Origin of the sequence: Pseudomonas mandelii, assembly GCF_006438925.1 — a bacterium.
GTDB classification, from domain to species: Bacteria; Pseudomonadota; Gammaproteobacteria; order Pseudomonadales; family Pseudomonadaceae; genus Aquipseudomonas; species Aquipseudomonas mandelii_C.
In genome coordinates this window covers 559950-580472 of the sequence record NZ_RCZA01000001.1, presented here as the reverse complement: position 1 = coordinate 580472, position 20523 = coordinate 559950, and the positions used below count along the sequence as shown (strand labels likewise).

General features: G+C 59.8%; 19 protein-coding genes. 12 read left to right on the top strand and 7 right to left on the bottom strand.

Annotated elements, in window-relative coordinates:
* Nucleotides 1-2: 2 nt before the first annotated feature.
* From EAH74_RS02750 to EAH74_RS02740, 3 genes are all read left to right on the top strand, one after another.
* Nucleotides 3-1085, top strand: a complete 1083-nt coding sequence (locus EAH74_RS02750; protein ID WP_140675675.1) for a 5-(carboxyamino)imidazole ribonucleotide synthase — start codon at nt 3-5, stop codon at nt 1083-1085.
* 106 nt (nt 1086-1191) lie between these two features.
* A complete protein-coding gene (locus tag EAH74_RS02745; protein WP_033059272.1) occupies nt 1192-1437 on the top strand; it encodes a GlsB/YeaQ/YmgE family stress response membrane protein in 246 nt (81 codons plus the stop codon).
* Between the two features lie 88 nt (nt 1438-1525).
* Nucleotides 1526-2062, top strand: coding sequence for a DUF3299 domain-containing protein (locus EAH74_RS02740; protein WP_140675672.1), 537 nt, complete (start codon nt 1526-1528; stop codon nt 2060-2062).
* A gap of 136 nt (nt 2063-2198) precedes the next feature.
* On the opposite strand, the gene EAH74_RS02730 is transcribed toward EAH74_RS02740, so the two are convergent.
* Both EAH74_RS02730 and EAH74_RS02725 read right to left on the bottom strand, forming a co-directional pair.
* Nucleotides 2199-3098 (bottom strand): D-hexose-6-phosphate mutarotase, encoded by a 900-nt coding sequence (locus tag EAH74_RS02730; protein ID WP_140675670.1) that lies wholly within the window; start codon nt 3096-3098, stop codon nt 2199-2201.
* A gap of 57 nt (nt 3099-3155) precedes the next feature.
* Entirely contained in the window at nt 3156-3560 is a 405-nt protein-coding gene (locus EAH74_RS02725) for an acyl-CoA thioesterase (RefSeq protein ID WP_003177184.1), read from the bottom strand.
* Nucleotides 3561-3924: 364 nt separating this feature from the next.
* On the opposite strand from EAH74_RS02725, the gene EAH74_RS02720 reads away from it, so the two are divergent.
* From EAH74_RS02720 to EAH74_RS02685, 8 genes are all read left to right on the top strand, one after another.
* The gene (locus EAH74_RS02720) at nt 3925-5223 is read left to right on the top strand and encodes an MFS transporter (RefSeq protein WP_140675667.1); all 1299 of its coding nucleotides are present in this window, start codon (nt 3925-3927) and stop codon (nt 5221-5223) included.
* Between the two features lie 242 nt (nt 5224-5465).
* Nucleotides 5466-6467 carry a phosphate ABC transporter substrate-binding protein PstS gene (locus EAH74_RS02715; protein WP_123367516.1) on the top strand — a complete coding sequence of 334 codons (1002 nt, stop codon included), beginning with the start codon at nt 5466-5468 and terminating at the stop codon, nt 6465-6467.
* Nucleotides 6468-6697: 230 nt separating this feature from the next.
* Nucleotides 6698-8980 carry an ABC transporter permease subunit gene (locus EAH74_RS02710; RefSeq protein ID WP_140675665.1) on the top strand — a complete coding sequence of 761 codons (2283 nt, stop codon included), beginning with the start codon at nt 6698-6700 and terminating at the stop codon, nt 8978-8980.
* 15 nt (nt 8981-8995) lie between these two features.
* Nucleotides 8996-10666 carry a phosphate ABC transporter permease PstA gene (pstA, locus tag EAH74_RS02705; protein WP_140675662.1) on the top strand — a complete coding sequence of 557 codons (1671 nt, stop codon included), beginning with the start codon at nt 8996-8998 and terminating at the stop codon, nt 10664-10666.
* A gap of 129 nt (nt 10667-10795) precedes the next feature.
* Nucleotides 10796-11629, top strand: coding sequence for a phosphate ABC transporter ATP-binding protein PstB (pstB, locus tag EAH74_RS02700; protein WP_140675660.1), 834 nt, complete (start codon nt 10796-10798; stop codon nt 11627-11629).
* A 71-nt stretch (nt 11630-11700) separates the two neighbouring features.
* Nucleotides 11701-12462 (top strand): phosphate signaling complex protein PhoU, encoded by a 762-nt coding sequence (phoU, locus tag EAH74_RS02695; protein ID WP_008150055.1) that lies wholly within the window; start codon nt 11701-11703, stop codon nt 12460-12462.
* Nucleotides 12463-12629: 167 nt separating this feature from the next.
* Nucleotides 12630-13580, top strand: a complete 951-nt coding sequence (locus EAH74_RS02690; RefSeq protein WP_140675657.1) for a response regulator — start codon at nt 12630-12632, stop codon at nt 13578-13580.
* 220 nt (nt 13581-13800) lie between these two features.
* Nucleotides 13801-14697, top strand: a complete 897-nt coding sequence (locus EAH74_RS02685) for a peptidoglycan DD-metalloendopeptidase family protein (protein WP_140675654.1) — start codon at nt 13801-13803, stop codon at nt 14695-14697.
* Between the two features lie 114 nt (nt 14698-14811).
* Here the strand turns inward: EAH74_RS02685 and EAH74_RS02680 are convergent, their stop codons facing one another.
* The 3 genes from EAH74_RS02680 to phoB all read right to left on the bottom strand — a co-directional run bounded on the left by EAH74_RS02680 (nt 14812) and on the right by phoB (nt 18333).
* Nucleotides 14812-16152, bottom strand: coding sequence for a hemolysin family protein (locus EAH74_RS02680; RefSeq protein ID WP_140675651.1), 1341 nt, complete (start codon nt 16150-16152; stop codon nt 14812-14814).
* Nucleotides 16153-16275: 123 nt separating this feature from the next.
* Nucleotides 16276-17562 (bottom strand): phosphate regulon sensor histidine kinase PhoR, encoded by a 1287-nt coding sequence (phoR, locus tag EAH74_RS02675; RefSeq protein WP_240050477.1) that lies wholly within the window; start codon nt 17560-17562, stop codon nt 16276-16278.
* 81 nt (nt 17563-17643) lie between these two features.
* Nucleotides 17644-18333: a phosphate regulon transcriptional regulator PhoB gene (phoB, locus tag EAH74_RS02670; protein ID WP_046045002.1), complete on the bottom strand. Its 690-nt coding sequence runs from the start codon at nt 18331-18333 to the stop codon at nt 17644-17646.
* 153 nt (nt 18334-18486) lie between these two features.
* Here phoB and EAH74_RS02665 point away from each other — a divergent pair, with 153 nt between their 5' ends.
* Nucleotides 18487-18870 (top strand): COG4315 family predicted lipoprotein, encoded by a 384-nt coding sequence (locus EAH74_RS02665; RefSeq protein WP_140675645.1) that lies wholly within the window; start codon nt 18487-18489, stop codon nt 18868-18870.
* Between the two features lie 89 nt (nt 18871-18959).
* Here EAH74_RS02665 and ubiA read toward each other — a convergent pair whose 3' ends face one another.
* Both ubiA and EAH74_RS02655 read right to left on the bottom strand, forming a co-directional pair.
* The gene (ubiA, locus tag EAH74_RS02660; RefSeq protein ID WP_140675642.1) at nt 18960-19850 is read right to left on the bottom strand and encodes a 4-hydroxybenzoate octaprenyltransferase; all 891 of its coding nucleotides are present in this window, start codon (nt 19848-19850) and stop codon (nt 18960-18962) included.
* The gene (locus tag EAH74_RS02655; RefSeq protein ID WP_123367526.1) at nt 19850-20413 is read right to left on the bottom strand and encodes a chorismate--pyruvate lyase family protein; all 564 of its coding nucleotides are present in this window, start codon (nt 20411-20413) and stop codon (nt 19850-19852) included. The genes ubiA and EAH74_RS02655 overlap by 1 nt, the downstream gene beginning before the upstream one ends.
* Nucleotides 20414-20523 lie beyond the last annotated feature (110 nt).

The window sequence follows — 20523 nt, the reverse complement described above, 5'->3', positions numbered from 1 at the left end:
CGATGAAGATCGGTGTAATCGGTGGCGGCCAGTTGGGTCGCATGTTGGCGCTGGCGGGCACTCCGCTGGGCATGAACTTCGCTTTCCTGGACCCCGCGCCGGATGCCTGCGCAGCCGCGTTGGGCGAACACCTGCGGGCCGATTACGGCGATCAGGATCACTTGCGTCAGCTCGCCGAAGAAGTCGATCTGGTGACCTTCGAGTTCGAAAGTGTCCCGGCTGAAACCGTGGCTTTCCTGTCGCAATTCGTCCCGGTCTACCCGAGCGCCGAAGCGCTGCGCATCGCCCGTGATCGCTGGTTCGAGAAGAGCATGTTCAAGGACCTGGGGATTCCCACCCCGGCGTTCGCCGACATTCAATCGCAAGCCGATCTGGACGCTGCCGTGGCTTCCATCGGTCTGCCGGCCGTGCTGAAAACCCGCACCCTGGGTTACGACGGCAAGGGCCAGAAGGTTCTGCGCAAGCCTGAAGACGTGGTCGGCACGTTCGCCGAACTGGGCAGCGTGGCCTGCCTGTTGGAAGGCTTCGTGCCGTTTACCGGCGAAGTGTCGTTGATCGCCGTGCGCGCTCGCGATGGCGAAACCAGGTTCTATCCGCTGGTTCACAACACCCACGACAGCGGCATCCTCAAACTGTCCGTGGCCAGCACCGATCACCCGCTGCAAGCCCTGGCGGAAGACTATTCCAGCCGCGTACTCAAGCAGCTGAACTACGTTGGCGTGATGGCGTTCGAGTTCTTTGAAGTCGACGGTGGCCTCAAGGCTAACGAGATTGCTCCGCGCGTGCACAACTCAGGTCACTGGACCACTGAAGGTGCCGAGTGCAGCCAGTTCGAAAACCACCTGCGGGCCGTTGCCGGTCTGCCACTGGGTTCGACGGCCAAGGTCGGCGAGAGCGCGATGCTCAACTTCATCGGTAAAGTGCCGGAGACCGAGAAAGTCATGGCCATAGCCGATTGCCATCTGCATCACTATGGCAAGGCGTTCAAGGTCGGTCGCAAGGTCGGTCACGCTAACCTGCGCTGCGCCGACAAGGCCACGCTGGAGCAGCAGATCCTCAAGGTCGAAGCGCTCATCGCCGAATAGTTTCATGTGGCAGCGGCGGAACCATTCAGGGGCCGCCGTTCTCTCATGGCAGGATGCCAAAGTCTGACTAGGCTTTCGCACAGCCATTCAATCAGAGGGAAATGCCATGGGAATTATTGGAACCATCTTTATCGGCTTGATCGTCGGCCTGCTGGCCCGGTTCCTGAAACCGGGCGACGACAGCATGGGCTGGATCATGACCATCCTGCTCGGTATCGGCGGTTCGCTGGCGGCCACATACGGCGGCCAGGCCCTGGGCTTCTATCAGGCCGGCCAAGGCGCAGGCTTCCTTGGTGCGCTGGTTGGCGCCGTGATATTGCTGGTGATCTACGGCTTGATCAAAAAGAACTGATTCAGGCGACAAAGCCCCCTCTGCGCCGCACGCAGAGAGGGCTAGAATGCTCGGCGTTGCACTGTCCTCTCCTTTGCCGAGCACCTCCATGCGCCGTCTGATGTTCACTCTCCTTTTGCTGGGTACAGGCCTTGCCCACGCCGGCGAACTGCCGGAAACCGACTGGCTCGAACTGATGCCAAAGTCGGACCAGAAAGCCCTCGAGGCCATGCCCGAAATCGACCACAACTCCCCCGAATCCAATGGCACCTTTACCCAAAAGGGTGGCATGAAGCAGAGCAAGGGCTTGCCTGCAGTGATGTATTCGACCAAAACCGTGCCGTCGATGAACGACAAGAACATCCGCATCGGTGGTTATCCGGTGCCGCTGGAATCCGACGCCCAGGGCCGCAGCACGCTGTTCTTCCTCGTGCCGTATCCGGGCGCCTGCATCCACGTGCCGCCGCCACCGCCTAATCAATTGGTGTTGGTGCGTTATCCGAAAGGTTTGAAGCTGAATGACATCTATACACCGCTGTGGGTGACCGGCACGCTGAAGGTCGAGAAGGTCAACAATGACCTGGCTGACGCAGCGTATGCGCTGGATGCGGCGAAAGTGCGAGTGGTCAAAGAGTCGGATTTGTAACGCGCCAGTTGGCCTGGCACAAACCAAATGTGGGAGCGAGCTTGCTCGCGATGAGGCCATAACATTCAGCATCTATGTTGACTGTTATACCGCCATCGCGAGCAAGCTCGCTCCCACATTGGTTTTGTGGTGTTGCTTAGAGAGATTTGCTGCCGATGCTGACGCCGAGGGTATGGCTCGCACCCGGCGCCAGCGTCACCACATCATCCATCACATTCGCCGTTTCAATGCACAGCATGCGCTGCCAGCCATCGTCGGCCATGTCGCTGAACGCCGCGGCGCGTTCAATCCACGGATTCCAGATCACCGCCGAGCGTGAACCGCTGCTGGTCAGCTCGATGCGCCGTTCCCAGGCCGGATCGACAATGCTCAGCTTCGCCGGGGTATTGAGATAGATGCGATCGGTCTCGCCGGTAAAACGCAGATCGCCGGTCTGAGTGACGGTTTTCCAGTCGTCCAGGGTTTCGATGTAACTCAAGCCATCCAGCCCTTCGACATGCACTTCGCGTACATCGCTGACCGCGAAATAGCTGTGCAGCGCCTGGCTGATGGTGACTTTGTCAGCGCCCTGGTTATGGCTGGTCAGGCAGATATGCAGTTGCTCATCCAGACGAATGCTCAGCTTCAATTCCACTTGATGTGGCCAGCCTGGCAAGCCGCCTTCAGGGTAAGGCAGAACAAACTCCACCTTGAGGCTTTCGCCCTCGGTTTCAATGCCACCCAATTCCCAGTCCATTGCCCTTACCAGCCCGTGGGCGGTCGGCGCTTCGTTGCTGACGCGCATGGCCTGAACGCTCTGCGGGTTGCGCGGCAGATTGCCGAACCACGGCCAGCACACCGGAACCCCGGCGCGGATGCTCTTGCCAGTCTTGAACACTGCCTCGTCGTTGAGCCAGATCAGCGGCGGTTGACCGGCCACTTGATAACTGAGGATGTGCGCGCCCTGCTGGGCAACCAGCAGTTCGGCCTGACCGTGGCGGATGCGCCAGCAGTTCAGTTCATCCAGTTTCACGGCTTCAACGTTGGGCGTGCTCATGGGGCAACTCTCGATCAGGAACAATGACTGCAATGGACCGCAGAATGGTCGCAGTGTTTAACGAGCTCTAGGCGGAACCGAACGGGTGCGACCGCTGCCGTCGATGGCGACGAACACAAACACGGCTTCAGTCACTTTACGCCATTCGCTGGACAGCGGATCGTCACTCCAGACTTCGACCATCATCTGAATCGAGCTGCGTCCGATTTCCAGCGCCTGGGTATAGAAGGAGAGCTGAGCGCCCACCGCTACCGGCACCAGAAATGCCATGCGGTCGATCGCAACCGTCGCCACGCGACCACCTGCGACTTTACTGGCCATTGCGGTGCCGGCCAAATCCATCTGCGACACCAGCCAGCCGCCGAAAATATCGCCAAAGCCATTGGTTTCGCGGGGAAGCGCGGTAATTTGCAGGGCCAGGTCGCCTTGCGGGATTGGATCTTCTTGTTCGAGCTCTATCATGCCGGGGGTGCCTCTGACCCGTGACTCTCATTGGTACTTCAGGTGAATAGCCGTCTTAAGGAAAAACGATTCAGCCCCGAACATACTGCGTTCGTCACGTTTTTCGTAAGGCGCCTAAAGGGAAACTCTGCGAAATCGGCTGACGGCTGCCAACGACGTTTTCGCACAGCAACCCCTTACAAGCAGGTGCAGGATTGCGAGTATATCGATCGGTAGACTCCGAGACGACCGTCCGGTTCTCATTTCGACCGTCAAATACGCACCTCTATGTGCTTTTTCGAACAATTTGTTATCGTGCCGGACCTGCCCAAGCCTCCGCCAGCGTTGTTGGGGTTGCAGTTCCGACTATAAGAGAAGCCTTGCCATGACCACCGCGCCCTCGAGCATCGCGCAGTCCACTCAATCCGCACGTCCGCTGACCCGCAGCGATTACAAGACTTTGTCGTTGTCTGCCCTGGGCGGTGCGCTGGAGTTTTACGACTTCATCATCTTCGTGTTCTTCGCCACGGTGGTCGGCAAGCTGTTCTTCCCGGCCGACATGCCCGAGTGGCTGCGCTTGATGCAGACCTTCGGGATCTTTGCCGCCGGCTACCTGGCACGGCCACTGGGCGGCATCGTCATGGCGCACTTCGGCGACCTGCTGGGACGCAAGAAGATGTTCACCCTGAGCATTTTCATGATGGCGGTGCCGACCCTGATCATGGGCCTGCTACCGACTTACGCGCAGATCGGCATGTGGGCGCCGATCCTGTTGCTGCTGATGCGGGTGATTCAAGGCGCTGCGATTGGCGGTGAAGTGCCGGGCGCGTGGGTATTCGTTTCCGAACACGTGCCGCAGCGGCACATCGGCTACGCCTGCGGCACCCTGACCAGCGGTCTGACGGCGGGTATTCTGCTGGGCTCGTTGGTCGCCACCGCAATCAACAGCATTTACACCCCGGTCGAAGTCTCGGATTACGCCTGGCGGATTCCGTTCCTGTTGGGTGGCGTATTCGGCCTGTTCTCGGTTTACCTGCGCCGCTGGTTGCACGAGACCCCGGTATTCGCCGAGCTACAACTGCGCAAGGCCTTGGCAGAAGAAGTGCCGTTGCGCGCCGTGTTGCGCGACCATCGCGGGGCGATCCTGATTTCCATGCTGCTGACCTGGCTGCTGTCCGCCGGCATCATCGTGGTCATCCTGATGACCCCGACCGTGCTGCAGACCGTCTACCACTTCTCGCCAACCACCGCGTTGCAGGCCAACAGCCTGGCGATCGTGTTTCTGAGCCTGGGCTGCGTCGCCTCAGGTGCACTGGCTGACCGCTTCGGCGCGGGTCGTGTCTTCGTGTTCGGCAGTGCTGCGTTGCTGATCAGTTCGTGGACCTTCTATCACAGCCTGTTCAACCACCCGGACTGGCTGTTCCCGATGTACGCCTTGACCGGTTTGCTGGTCGGCACCATCGGTGCGGTGCCGTACGTGATGGTCAAAGCCTTCCCGGCGGTGGTGCGCTTCAGCGGGCTGTCGTTCTCCTACAATTTGGCCTACGCGATCTTCGGCGGGTTGACGCCGATGATCGTGACGTTGCTGCTCAAGGAAAGCCCGATGGGGCCCGCCTATTACGTAGCGATCATTTGCGGTGTCGGGGTGCTGGTGGGGGCGTACCTCTGGAAGAAGGGCCGCTAGGCGGACTTCTTTCATCGACTGCACTGGCCTCTTCGCGAGCAGGCTCGCTCCCACATTGATTCTGTGTTGACCGCAGATCCCCTGTGGGAGCGGCCTTGCTCGCGAAAAACGATAACGCGGTGCCCCGGCAAAAGATCGAATGCTGGCCTTTCATCCAATTGTCATATTTCAGCCATAGAGTGTTCACACGGCCTGCTGATACTTGGCCCCGACTTAACACACCTATCTGCTAGGAGTAAGGCATGAAACTGAAGCGTTTGATGGCGGCAATGACTTTTGTCGCTGCTGGCGTTGCGACTGCCAACGCGGTTGCCGCTGTTGACCCTGCTATCCCGAGCTACACCAAAACCACTGGTGTGTCGGGCAACCTGTCCAGCGTCGGCTCCGATACTCTGGCCAACCTCATGACCCTGTGGGCCGAGAACTACAAAAAAGAATACCCGAACGTAAACATCCAGATTCAGGCCGCTGGCTCCGCCACTGCGCCACCTGCGCTGACTGAAGGCACCTCTAACCTGGGCCCGATGAGCCGCAAGATGAAGGACACCGAACTGGCTGCCTTCGAGCAGAAATACGGCTACAAGCCAACCGCTATCCCGGTTGCCGTGGACGCCCTGGCTGTCTTCGTCCACAAAGACAACCCGATCCAGCACCTGACCATGGAACAAGTCGACGCGATCTTCTCGTCCACTCGTCTGTGCGGCGCTAAAACCGAAGTCAAAACCTGGGGCGACCTGGGCGTGACCGGCGACCTGGCCAACAAGCCGGTTCAGCTGTTCGGTCGTAACTCGGTATCCGGCACCTACGGCTACTTCAAAGAAGAAGCCCTGTGCAAAGGTGACTACAAGCCAAACGTCAACGAACAACCAGGTTCGGCTTCGGTTGTGCAGTCGATCAGCTCCTCGCTGAACGGCATCGGTTACTCGGGCATCGGCTACAAAACCGCTAGCGTGAAAACGGTGGCTCTGTCCAAGAAGGGCAGCACTGAGTTCATCGAAGACAGCGAAGAAAACGCACTGAACGGCAAATACCCGCTGTCGCGTTTCCTCTACGTTTACGTCAACAAAGCCCCGAACAAGCCTCTGGCCCCGCTGGAAGCCGAGTTCGTGAAACTGGTTCTGTCCAAACAGGGCCAGGAAGTTGTGGTGAAAGATGGTTACATCCCGCTGCCAGCCAAGGTTGCTGCAAAAGCACTGGCTGACCTGGGTCTGCAGGAAGGCGGTGCTGAAGTCGCAAAAAAGTAAAACCCTGAGTCCGGGGTAAACCCGGACTCTGTAGGAGCTGTCGAGTGAACCGAGGCTGCGATCTTTTGATCTGGTCTCTAACTGCAAGATCAAAAGATCGCAGCCTCGGTTCCCTCGACAGCTCCTACAACCCCCAAATTTTCAGTCCGCTGCCAGTTCCCACGGGCGGCGGATTTGTTGCGTCACTGCATTGTCATCTTTCTGTCATACAGGATCGCTAGGGTGTGCGAATGAATGATCTGGCCAATTCCACCATGACTACAAATCCCCCCAAGCGAATTGACTTCAATACGCCTGAGTTGCAACGCAAGCGCCGCATTCGCGCGCTCAAAGATCGCCTGACCCGCTGGTACGTCCTCGTGGGCGGCCTCGCCGTTCTCGGTGCGATCACGCTGATCTTTTTCTTCCTTGCTTACGTTGTCGCGCCTCTGTTTCAGGGGGCCGACCTGACCGCCCAGGACGCCATCACACCGGCCTGGATGCAGGACGCCGGCAAGCCGTTGATGATCTCCCTGGAAGAGCAGAACCAGGTTGCCATGCGGGTTTCCGACAAAGGCCAGGCGTTGTTCTTCGATATTGACAGTGGCGCTGAACTCAAGCGTGTCGATCTGCCGATTCCAGCTGGCACCACCGTGACCTCCATCGGTGAAGACCAGCCTGGTCATCCGCTGGTGGCGGTGGGCTTGTCCAACGGCCAGGCCCTGGTTTTCCGTCACACCTATAAAGTCAGCTATCCCGCGGGCAAGAAGACCATCTCGCCGGCCATTGAATATCCGTATGGCGAAACCCCGATTGCGCTGAACGAGGCGGGCGGTGCACTTGAGCACGTCAGTCTCAACGCCACCGACACGACCTTGATGCTGGTCGGTTCCACCGGTTCGCAACTCAATGTTTTGTCGCTGACCAGCGAAGAAAACATGATGACCGGTGAAGTCACCAACGAGCAGAAGCGCATCGATCTGCCACAGATGACCGAGCCGGTGAAGAACATCTTCATCGACCCGCGTCAGCAATGGCTGTATGTGATCAACGGTCGGGCTCAGGCCGACGTGTTCAGCCTGCGCGACAAAAGTCTCAACGGTCGCTACAAACTGCTGGATGACGGCGAAGCGCAGATCACTGCCAGTACTCAATTGGTGGGTGGCATCTCGCTGATCCTCGGCGATTCCAAGGGTGGCTTGGCCCAGTGGTTCATGGCCCGCGACCACGATGGCGAACTGCGTCTGAAGCAGATTCGTACTTTCCAGATGGGCACTGCGCCGATCGTTGAAATCACCGCTGAAGAACGTCGCAAAGGTTTCATTGCCCTCGATGCGTCCGGCAAGCTTGGCGTGTTCCACAGCACGGCTCACCGCACCTTGCTGGTGGATCAAGTGGTCGATGGCCAAGGCATCTTTGGTCTGTCGCCACGGGCCAACCGCGTGATCGTGGAAGCCGGCGGCAAGATTCAACCGCTGTTGCTCGACAACCCACACCCGGAAGTGTCGTGGAGCGCGTTGTGGAGCAAGGTCTGGTACGAAAACTACGACGAGCCTAAATACGTCTGGCAATCGACCGCCGCCAACACCGATTTCGAACCCAAGATGAGCCTGGCGCCACTGACCTTCGGTACGCTCAAGGCCGCGTTCTACGCCATGCTGCTGGCCGCGCCACTGGCCGTCGCCGCTGCGATCTACACCGCGTACTTCATGGCTCCGAGCCTGCGCCGCAAGGTAAAACCGGTAATCGAGCTGATGGAAGCAATGCCGACGGTGATCCTCGGCTTCTTCGCCGGCCTGTTCCTCGCACCCTATGTAGAAGGACATTTGCCGGGCATCTTCAGCCTGCTGATGCTCTTGCCGATCGGCATTCTGGTGGCGGGTTTCGTTTTCAGCCGCCTGCCTGAGTCGATTCGCCTGAAAGTGCCGGACGGCTGGGAAAGCGCGATCCTGATTCCGGTGATCCTGTTCGTGGGCTGGCTCTCGCTGTACATGAGCCCGTACATGGAAACCTGGTTCTTCGGCGGCGACATGCGCATGTGGATCTCCCACGACCTGGGCATCACCTACGATCAGCGCAACGCTCTGGTGGTCGGTCTGGCCATGGGCTTTGCGGTGATCCCGAACATCTACTCCATCGCCGAAGACGCCGTGTTCAGCGTGCCTCGCGGTTTGACCCTCGGTTCCCTGGCCCTCGGTGCCACGCCGTGGCAGACCATGACTCGCGTGGTGATCCTTACCGCCAGCCCGGGCATCTTCTCAGCGCTGATGATCGGCATGGGCCGTGCGGTCGGTGAAACGATGATCGTGCTGATGGCCACCGGTAACACCCCGGTCATGGAAATGAACCTGTTCGAAGGCCTGCGCACCCTGGCGGCCAACGTTGCGGTGGAAATGCCCGAATCGGAAGTCGGCGGCAGCCACTACCGGGTGCTGTTCCTCTCGGCGCTGGTGCTGCTGTTGTTCACCTTCGTCATGAACACCCTCGCGGAACTGATTCGTCAGCGTCTGCGCAAGAAATACTCGTCGCTTTAAGAAAGGTAGAAGTCTGTGAAACAGAACTCCCTGAATGGATGGTTCAAGAGCGGCGCCCCCGGCGTCTGGATCAGCGGTGGCGCGGTGTCCATCGCCGTCATCATGACCATTGGCTTGCTGGCAGTGATTGCCGTGCGCGGTCTGGGCCATTTCTGGCCGGCGGACCTGGTGCACGCCAGTTACGACGTGCCGGGTCAGGCCAATCACCTCGTCATCGGCGAAGTGGTGCAGAAAGAAGAAGTGCCGCGCGAGCGCCTTAAAAGTGCTGGCCTGCCGGTGCCCGATCAGGGCCCGGAGTTCATGACCCGCGAGCTGATCAAGGTCGGCAACCGTGACCTGAACGGCAACGACTTCACCTGGATCGTCGGCGAGTGGCTGACCAATCAGAAGACGCCACCCGAGCTGATGACCATCGAGCGTCGTGAGTGGGGCAACTTCTACGGCTACCTGGTCAACGTCAAACAGGACGGCAAGGTCATCGCTGAAGGCGAAGCCGCCTGGCCTGAGTTGCAGGCCCGTGTCGATCGCGTCAACAAACTCGCCGCGCAGCTCAAGAGCCTGGAAAAAACCGACATTGGCGCGATCAACTCCGGCCTCGAGCGCGTCCGTCTGCACGGTCGCAAGCTGGAACTGGCCGGGACGATGGACGCTACCGCGCAAGCGGACATGGAGTCCGAGCGCGCCGAACTGAACGCTCGTTATCAGGACATCGAAGCACGCCTGAACGACCTGCACGCCCAGTTCAACCGCGACAGCCTCACGGCCCGCGATGCCAACGGCAAAGAGATCGAAATCGGCATCGGCAAAGTGGTTCATGCCTACCAGCCGAACGCCATGGGTACCTTCACCAAGATCGGTTTCTACTTCAGCAAGGTCTGGGAATTCCTGAGTGACGACCCGCGTGAAGCGAACACCGAAGGCGGGATCTTCCCGGCGATTTTCGGCACCGTGATGATGACGTTGATCATGGCGATGATCGTGACCCCGTTTGGCGTACTGGCAGCGGTTTACCTGCGTGAATATGCGAAACAGAACACCATGACGCGCTTGATCCGCATCGCGGTGAACAACCTGGCGGGCGTTCCGGCCATCGTTTACGGCGTGTTCGGTCTGGGCTTCTTCGTTTATGTGCTGGGCGGTTCGGTCGACCGGTTGTTCTTCCCGGAAGCGCTGCCGGCGCCGACCTTTGGTACGCCGGGTCTGCTCTGGGCGTCCCTGACCCTGGCGCTGCTGGCGGTGCCGGTGGTGATCGTGGCCACGGAAGAAGGCCTGGCGCGGATTCCTCGCACCGTGCGTGAAGGCTCGTTGGCCCTCGGCGCAACCAAGGCTGAAACCTTGTGGAAGATCGTGCTGCCGATGGCCAGCCCGGCCATGATGACCGGCATGATCCTCGCCGTGGCTCGCGCCGCCGGTGAAGTGGCGCCGCTGATGCTGGTGGGTGTGGTGAAACTGGCGCCGTCGCTGCCGGTGGATGGTAACTACCCGTACTTGCACCTAGACCAGAAGATCATGCACTTGGGCTTCCATATCTATGACGTCGGCTTCCAGAGTCCGAACGTCGAGGCCGCACGGCCGCTGGTGTACGCCACGGCACTGTTGCTGGTGTTGGTGATTGCCACGTTGAACCTGTCGGCGGTGTACATCCGGAACCACCTGCGCGAAAAATACAAAGCGCTGGATAGCTGATTTTTATGTGGGAGCCAGCCTGCTGGCGATGGCATCACCGCGGTTTACAGATTGACCGCGTTGCCTGAATCGCCAGCAGGCTGGCTCCCACAAAAACCGAACCGAATTTGTTAGCACAGGGAGCCTCCCATGCAGCACGAAACACATACCCACGGCATCAACATGTCTGCCTTGGGCCGCGACAAACAGAGCCTGAGCCTTGAACAGGAAACCGTGGCCATTCAAGTGCCGGGCCTGAGCCTGTTTTATGGCGACAAACAAGCGCTGTTCGACGTCAGCATGAATATCCCGAAACAGCGTGTGACCGCCTTCATCGGCCCGTCCGGCTGCGGCAAGTCCACGCTGCTGCGCACCTTCAACCGCATGAACGACCTGGTGGATGGCTGCCGTGTCGAAGGCGAGATCAACCTCTACGGCAACAACATCTACCGTAAGGGCGAAGACGTGGCCGAGCTGCGTCGTCGCGTCGGCATGGTGTTCCAGAAGCCCAACCCGTTCCCGAAAACCATCTACGAAAACGTGGTCTACGGCCTGCGCATCCAGGGCATCAACAAAAAACGCGTACTCGACGAAGCCGTCGAGTGGGCGTTGAAAGGCGCGGCACTGTGGGACGAAGTCAAAGACCGCCTGCATGAGTCGGCACTTGGGCTGTCCGGCGGTCAGCAACAACGTCTGGTGATCGCTCGCACCATCGCCGTGGAGCCGGAAGTGCTGCTGCTCGACGAACCGTGCTCGGCACTTGACCCGATCTCCACGCTGAAAGTCGAAGAGCTGATCTACGAACTGAAATCCAAGTTCACCATCGTCATCGTGACCCACAACATGCAACAGGCCGCGCGGGTTTCCGACTACACGGCGTTCATGTACATGGGCAAACTGGTGGAATTCGGCGACACCGACACCCTGTTCACCAATCCGGCGAAGAAGCAGACCGAAGACTACATCACGGGTCGCTACGGCTAGGAAGCTGTTGTTGCTCACTGAACTGACGCTGCGGTCCACCGCACCTTACCGGACGCTCCAAGGACGCCAACATGATTAGTAAAGAAGGCCTTACCCATCACATCTCTGCGCAGTTCAACGCTGAGCTCGAGGAAGTGCGCAGCCACCTCCTGGCCATGGGCGGGCTGGTGGAAAAGCAGGTCAACGACGCGGTGACCGCGCTGATCGAGGCCGACTCCGGCCTGGCCCAGCAGGTTCGCGAGATCGACGACCAGATCAACCAGATGGAACGCAACATCGACGAAGAATGCCTGCGCATTCTGGCCCGTCGTCAGCCGGCGGCGTCGGACTTGCGTTTGATCATCAGCATCTCCAAGTCGGTCATCGACCTGGAGCGCATCGGTGACGAAGCGACCAAGATCGCCCGTCGCGCCATCCAGTTGTGTGAAGAAGGCGAAGCCCCACGGGGTTATGTCGAGGTTCGCCACATCGGCGACCAGGTGCGCAACATGGTTCGCGATGCACTGGACGCCTTTGCCCGCTTCGACGCCGACCTGGCGTTGTCGGTGGCCCAGTACGACAAGATCATCGACCGTGAATACAAGACCGCCCTGCGTGAACTTGCCACCTACATGATGGAAGACCCGCGCTCTATCTCGCGGGTCTTGAGCATCATTTGGGTGCTGCGCTCGCTGGAACGGATCGGCGACCACGCACGCAATATCTCGGAGCTGGTGATTTACCTGGTGCGCGGCACCGACGTGCGGCACCTGGGCCTCAAGCGCATGAAAGAAGAAGTTGAAGGCACAAGTGGCGAAACCGCTAATGTTCCGGGCAAAGCTGACGATAAGTAAGATTGCCTGAGAAAAGCGCCCGGCCTTTTGGCCGGGCGTTTTTGTTTGTGGTCGATGAATTCGAAAGCAGCACCCGCGAACGAAATGTCCCGGCGTGACTGAAGGTTTTTGGCAATGTGCCATCAGCAAAGCGGTATGCTTGCCGGGATTTTTTATAGGGGTGATGGATGAGTAAGGTCAGTGTGTTGGTCGTGGACGACGCGTCGTTCATTCGTGACCTGGTGAAGAAGTGCTTGCGCAACTACTTCCCGGGGATCCGGATCGAAGACGCGGTCAACGGCAAGAAGGCTCAGTCCTTGCTGGCACGGGAAGCGTTCGACCTGGTCCTGTGCGACTGGGAAATGCCGGAAATGTCCGGGCTGGAGCTGCTGACCTGGTGCCGCGAGCAGGACAACCTCAAGACCATGCCGTTCGTGATGGTGACCAGTCGGGGCGATAAAGAGAACGTTGTCCAGGCGATCCAGGCCGGGGTTTCGGGTTACGTCAGCAAGCCGTTCACCAACGAGCAACTGCTGACCAAGGTCAAGCAGGCCCTGAACAAGGTCGGCAAGCTCGACACCTTGATGAACAGCGCGCCGACCAAAATGAACTCGGCGTTCGGCAACGATTCCCTGAGCGCATTGACGGGCGGTAAGGCTGGCGTGGTCGCACCCGCCGCGGCGCCGGTCAACCCGTTCGCCAAACCTGCCGCCGCCGCGCCAGCCCCGGCGGCCGCTCCGTCTCGCGGTCTGCTCAACAGCCCGCCGATCAAGCCTCCAGCGTCCTCCGCAGCGCCAACGGGCGGTCGTGGCCAGGGCCAATTGCGCCTGCCGAACGGCATTCAGCAATGTGTGATCAAGGCCTTGAGTCTCAAGGAAGCCTTGCTGGTGGTGAAACGCACCGACACCCTGCCGCAAGTACTCGACAGCGCCGTGCTCGACCTGGAGCAGGGCGATAACGCCGAGACCGCCCGTCTGAACGGCTACCTGCACGCCATCGTCGCCCACGAGCAGAAACCCGACAGCGAGTGGCTGCAACTGACCTTCCGCTTCGTCGATCAGGATGCGCAGAAGCTCGACTACATCTCGCGATTGATCGCACGTGGTACGGCGCAGAAGCATTTCGTACCGGGCGCGTAATCTTCGTCGCCTGACAGGACGCCTTCGCGAGCAATCGAGCGTCGACCGGCTGCTCCCACAATTGAAATGCATTCCAATGTGGGAGCGAGCCTGCTCGCGAAGGGGCCATCAGATTCACCACACATCCGCTGAACGGCCCATTTTGAAACATCTGCCGACTACCCGGGTCCATTGCAGCTGCTAGGCTCCTACCCAGGCCTTACTCGACAGAATCTTGCCCATGCTCGCGCGCCTGCTGTTTTTCTGCGGTCTTTTCATGGCCTCCACCTCGGCGATGGCCATGACGATCTACAAGTCCACCGACGCCAATGGCGTGGTCTCCTACAGCGACCGCCCCACGACAGGCTCCAAGGTGTTCGTTTTTCGTGATCGCATGGTCGAGAATCTTGAGCGTCAGGTGTACCTCGTTATCACGAAGAAGAAGGGCGTGGACAGCGTTTACGTGCGCAATGACCTGTATGCGCCGGTAGAAATCGAGTTGAGCTTCGGTGGGCTGAAGAACGTCAGTGGTGCGCCGAGCCGGCCGATTCACCGGGTGATGCCGGCACGCAGCAGTATTCGTCTGGCGCTGCTCACCGCCACGCAGTCCGAAAGGCCGCTCGCGTATACCCCAAAATTTGAATACTCCCTGGGCGACCCCTCAGGGGCCGCCATGGCCTATCGATACCCGTTGCCCTGGCGCGGTGGACCGTTTCGGCTGAGTCAGGGCGCCAACGGTCAATACAGCCACTTTGGTCCAAAGAACCGCTACGCCATGGACATCGCCATGCCCGAAGGCACGCCGATCATCGCGGCGCGAGGCGGTGTGGTGGTGAAAACCGAGAATGCCCAGACCGGGCGCGGCACCGATCCGTCGGGTAATTTCGTGCGGGTGCTGCACGATGACGGGACGATGGGCGTGTACCTGCACCTCAAACAAGGTTCGGTGAGCGTTCGCGAGGGGCAACGGGTGTCGGTGGGGAGTGCGTTGGCGCTGTCGGGCAATACCGGCAACAGCAGCGGGCCGCACCTGCATTTCGTGGTGCAGCGCAATACCGGGTTGGGGCTGGTGTCGATTCCGTACCAGTTCAATCAACCGGTGGGCAACTTGCCCAACTTTGCGTTGGGCAAACAATAAGGCCATAAAGCAAAAGATCGCAGCCTGCGGCAGCTCCTACAGGAGTACGCGTTCGGCGTAGGAGCTGCCGAAGGCTGCGTTCATTTGGGGTCAATGCGGTTCACCGCATTGCACTCAATCGAGCATCAACACCTTGGCCAGAATGATCTTCGGCCCTTTCATCTTCTTGATGATGATCCGCAAGCCTTCGACTTCCAGCACTTCTTCCTCTTCCGGTACCCGTTTCAGGGTTTCGTAGACCAGCCCGGCGAGGGTTTCGGCTTCGATGTGGTCCAGATCGATGCCCAGCAGGCGCTCGACCTTGAATAATGGCGTGTCGCCGCGCACCAGCAGCTTGCCCGGCTGGTACGCGAGGATCCCGCGCTCAGCCTTGCGGTGTTCATCCTGAATGTCGCCGACCAGCACTTCCAACACGTCTTCCATGGTCAGGTAGCCGATGATGTTGCCATCGGCTTCTTCGACCAGGGCGAAGTGCGAGCCGCCTTTGCGGAACTGTTCCAGCAACTGCGACAGCGGCATATGGCGCGAAACCCGCTCCAGCGGCCGGGTCAGCTCGGCGAGGTTGAACGACTCTGGAATGTGGTCCAGGGCTGCCAGTTCCAGCAGCAGATCCTTGATGTGCAGCAGGCCGACGAACTCCTGACGATCGCTGTCGTACACCGGATAACGGCTGAATTTGTGGCGACGAAACATCGCCAGGATTTCCTTCAGCGGCGCGTTGAACTCCAGGGTCACGAGGTCTTCCCGGGAATTGGCCCAGTCGACCACTTCCAGCTCGCCCATTTCCACCGCCGAGGCCAAAACACGCATGCCTTGGTCGCTCGGGTCCTGGCCACGGCTGGAGTGCAGGATCAGTTTCAGTTCTTCACGGCTGTAATGGTGCTCGTGATGCGGGCCGGGTTCACCTTGGCCAGCAATACGCAAGATCGTGTTGGCGCTGGCGTTGAGCAGGTAAATCGCCGGGTACATGGCCCAGTAGAACAGGTACAGCGGCACGGCGGTCCACAGCGACAGCAATTCGGGTTTGCGAATGGCCCAGGATTTCGGGGCCAGCTCACCGACCACGATGTGTAGGTACGAGATGACGAAGAACGCGGCGAAGAATGATACGCCTTTGACCACTTCGGCCGACTGCACGCCAACGGTCTCAAGCAAAGGCTCGAGGATGTGCGCGAACGCCGGTTCACCAACCCAGCCGAGGCCGAGGGAGGCGAGGGTGATACCCAATTGGCAGGCCGACAGGTAAGCATCGAGCTGACTGTGAACGGTGCGCAGGATGTGTCCGCGCCAGCCGTTTTTTTCAGCGATGGATTCGACCCGGGTCGAGCGCAATTTGACCATGGCAAATTCCGCCGCAACGAAAAAACCGTTGAGCAAAACCAGGATCAGAGCAAAAAGAATCATGCCGAAATCGGCGAAGAGTGTCGCGAGGGTCAAGCCAGGGGAAGGGTCCATGATGGAGTTTTGCGGGTTCCGTGTATTCGAAAGGAAAGAAAAAAGTGCGCCTGAAGGGCAGGCACAAGTCAGCCAATGTAGCGGCTGACTGGTCGATTGCCTAGTGGCGCGTGCCGGCCGGTATCAGTCGGTGGCGCTGATGACCCGGGATTTGGTGACCTGGGCCGGCGCAAAATGGCAGGTAAAGGTGCTGCCGTGGCCCGGCACACTGCTGATTTCCATCCGTGCGCGGTGGCGCAGCAGCACGTGTTTGACGATCGCCAGGCCGAGCCCCGTGCCGCCGGTGTTGGAGTTGCGGCTGGAATCGACGCGGTAGAAGCGTTCGGTCAGGCGCGGCAGGTGTTTGCTGTCGATGCCGATGCCGGAATCCTGCACGCTCAGGTGTGCGCCTTGCTCATCACCCCACCAGCGAATGCGGATATTGCCCTCGGCCGGGGTGTATTTCACCGCGTTGAACACCAGATTGGAAAACGCGCTGCGCAATTCGGCCTCGCTGCCCTTGAGCAGAATCGTCGGGTCGGCTTCCAGGGTGATTTTCTGATTGCGCTGGGCGGACAGTTGCTGAGCGTCGCTCTTGATCGATTGCAGCAAGCCGTCGATGGCCACCGGCTGGTTGTCCGACGGGTAATCGGTGGCTTCCAGTTTGGCCAACAGCAGCAAGTCGTTGAGCAACGTCTGCATGCGTCCGCCTTGCTGCTGCATCTGCTGCAGGGCACGGGACCAGCGCGGGTTCACGTCCTCGACATTGTCGAGCAAGGTTTCCAGATAACCGCAGATCACCGTCAACGGCGTGCGCAGTTCATGGGAGACGTTGGCGATGAAGTCTTTGCGCATCTGTTCCAGTTGATGGATACGCGTCACGTCGCGCACCAGCATCAAGTGTTCGTTGTTGCCGTAGCGGGTGATGTACAGCTGAATGCGCAGACGGTCGTTGATCGGTGAAGGGATTTCCAGCGGCTCGGCGTAACTGTCCTGCTCGAAGTATTCCTTGAAGCTCGGATGGCGGACTAGGTTGGTGACCGGTTGGCCGCTGTCTTGCGGAGTCTTGAGGCCGAGCAGGGTTTCGGCGGCTCGGTTCCACCATTCGAGGTTGCCGTCGCTGTCGAGCATGATCACCGCGTCTTTCAGCGCGGCAGTCGATTCCTGGACCCGGTCGATCACCGCTTGCAGGCGCCCGCGCACTCGTTGGTCGCGGCGTTGCAGGTGGTAGATGCTGTCGAACACTTCGCCCCACAGGCCATAGCCATCGGGCGGTGCCTCATCGGATTTGTGCAGGCGCAGCCATTCGTGCAGACGCAGCAGTTGCTTGAGGGTCCAGGCCAGGTAAAGGCCCAGGCCCGCGGCGAGGCTCCAGCCGTAGTAGCCGGTGATCAGGCCGATCACCAGGCAGGCGGTGACCAGCAAAAGCATGTGGCGGATCAGGGTGCCATGCCAGTTTTGGTTCACTTGAACGCGCGTCCTTGTCAGCTTGTCGGGGCGGAAAGGTCCGGGTCAGGCCTTGGTGGAAAACCGGTAACCGGTGCCGCGCACGGTTTGTACCAGATTTTCGTAAGCATCACCGAGGGCTTTGCGCAGGCGGCGGATGTGCACGTCGACGGTGCGCTCTTCGACATAAACGTTGCCGCCCCAGACCTGGTCCAGCAACTGGCCGCGGGTGTAGGCACGTTCCTGGTGGGTCATGAAGAATTGCAGCAGGCGGTATTCGGTCGGGCCCATCTCGGCGGGTTTGCCGTCGATGGTCACACGGTGGCTGATCGGGTCCAGCAGCAGGCCGCCGACTTCGATCGGCGTCTCGCCATCGGTCGGACCGGCACGGCGCAGCACGGCCTTCAGGCGCGCAACCAGCTCACGTGGGGAAAAGGGTTTGGTGATGTAGTCATCGGCGCCGACTTCCAGGCCCTGGATCTTGTTGTCCTCTTCGCCCTTGGCGGTGAGCATGATGATCGGGATGTCCCCGGTCAGCTCATCGCGCTTGAGGCGTCGGGCCAGCTCGATGCCGGACGTGCCGGGCAGCATCCAGTCGAGCAGGATCAGGTCCGGCTTGCGGTCGACGATGATGGCGTGGGCCTGTTGCGAGTTCTCAGCCTCCATGCAGTCATAGCCGGCCATTTCCAACGCCACGGCGATCATTTCGCGAATGGGCGCTTCGTCGTCGACGATCAGAATGCTCCTGCCAACCATGCCTTTAATCCTCTTGTCATTTAACTGTCTTGCGCCGCATTAGATAACGGAATTATTGCAGTCGTGTGACAGTATTTTAGTCGATCGGCGGTTGTCATGATCCTGAACTAAGCTCTAAGTCCGAATCCTGACAACCACAAAAGGAAGGTTTCCATGAAACACATTGCTCAAACCTGGAAGGCTCTGCTGGTCACGGCTGCGCTAACGCTGCCGACACTGGCCTTCGCCGCCGAGCCGGCGATGATGAAAGACGGGATGATGGTCGATCATAAGGGCATGACGGTGTACACATACGACAAGGACTCAGGCAGTAAGTCGATGTGCAACGGCGAGTGCGCTGAATACTGGCCGCCAATGATGGCGCCGGCGGGCGCCAAGCCCGAAGGCAAGTGGAGCACGATCAAGCGTGATGACGGTAAGATGCAGTGGGCCTATGATGGCAAGCCGCTTTACACGTTCATGAAGGACAAAAAACCTGGTGACATGGCAGGCGACAATATGAAGGACGTCTGGCACATCATGCGCGAGCATAAATAAGCGATTCGCCTGCGCCGTAAACAGTTCGCAGCCTGCGGTCGCTCCATCCCCCTGTTGGAGCTGGCGCAGGCTGCGATCTTCTCCAACGGTCAATGCAGCGCGTAATCCAGCACAATCCCGACAAAAATCGCCAACCCGGCCCAATGGTTGTGCAGAAACGCCTTGAAGCAACGCATCCGGTCCTTGCCGCGGGTGTACCAGAACTCCCACGCAAAACAGCCTGCCGCCGCCAGCAATCCGAGGTGGAACCAGCCGCCGAGCTCGAATTTCGACCCGGCCAGCAACAGGCAACCCAGCGCCATCCCTTGCAGCGTCAGAATGATCACCCGATCCGCCTCGCCAAACAGAATCGCCGTGGATTTCACGCCGATCTTCAAGTCGTCGTCGCGGTCGGTCATGGCGTAGTAGGTGTCGTAGCCCACCGTCCACAGCAGGTTGGCGATCCACAGCAACCACGCCGCCGCCGGCAGTTCACCGGTTTCGGCGGTGAACGCCATCGGCATGCCCCAGGAGAACGCCGCGCCCAGCACCACTTGCGGGTAATAGGTGTAGCGCTTCATGAACGGGTAAGTGAAGGCCAGTGCCAAACCACCGAACGACAGCCAGACCGTTGCCGCATTGGTGCACAACACCAGCAGGAAACTCACGCCCATCAGCAGCGCGAAGAACACCAGCGCTTCTTTGGAGCTGATCTTGCCACTCACCAAGGGTCGCTGTTCGGTGCGCTTCACGTAGCCATCGACCTTGCGGTCTGCCCAATCGTTGATCACGCAGCCGCCGGCGCGGGTCAGCACCACGCCCAGGACGAAAATCACGATATTGGCCAGTGACGGCGACCCTTTACCGGCGATCCACAGTGCCCACAGCGTCGGCCACAGCAGCAGATAAATGCCGATCGGTTTGTCCATGCGAGTCAGCTGAATGAAATCCCAGGCCCGTGGGTTCAAGCGATTCAGGGACTTGAGCAGGCTCTGGTACATCAGCAATTCTCCGGATGGGCGCGGGTGGCGTTCCACAAGGTCGGCAAGAAAATTTCGGCCACCAGCACGCTCAAGGCCCCGCGGTCGAAACGCGAACGGCGGCCCCACAGTTCAGGTGCCCGGGACTCCATCGGCAGCCACACCTGAGGATAGTGACAAACCTCAATAGCGCGGCGCTGGAACGCCTGATCGCAAAACAGCAATTCGCCCAGGGAGCGGCTGCCCAACTCGTCCATGTGCAGACCGTCGCCCTGCAGCGCACTGCGCGCCGCCACGCTGCGCGCAAACACCCAGGCTTCGCCGTGGCCGCGCAGATACACCTCGCGCACCCAGCCCTCGCTGCCTTCGGCCAGGTCCAGCGCGGCACATTCGTCGGCGCGCAGTGATTGCCAGCCTTCGAAGAGTGGCGTGACGCTGAAGCCATCATTCGACAAACGGATCAACCGTCGAGTCAAAGAGCCTTCGTCGAACAACCAGTCGAGCGTAGACGTGTCGGGGAGGGGCGTCAGTTGGCTGCGAGGGAGCCAAAGCGGGGTCACGGCGGGGGATTTTGAGTGCGGCACAGTGAGTCATTATTGGCAGCAAATGAGGCGGCGAGCTTACCATGTCAGCCAGCGATTTTGATTGATCCGGCCGGCCACTGCGCCGAACAGACTTGCATCTGCCGGGCCCG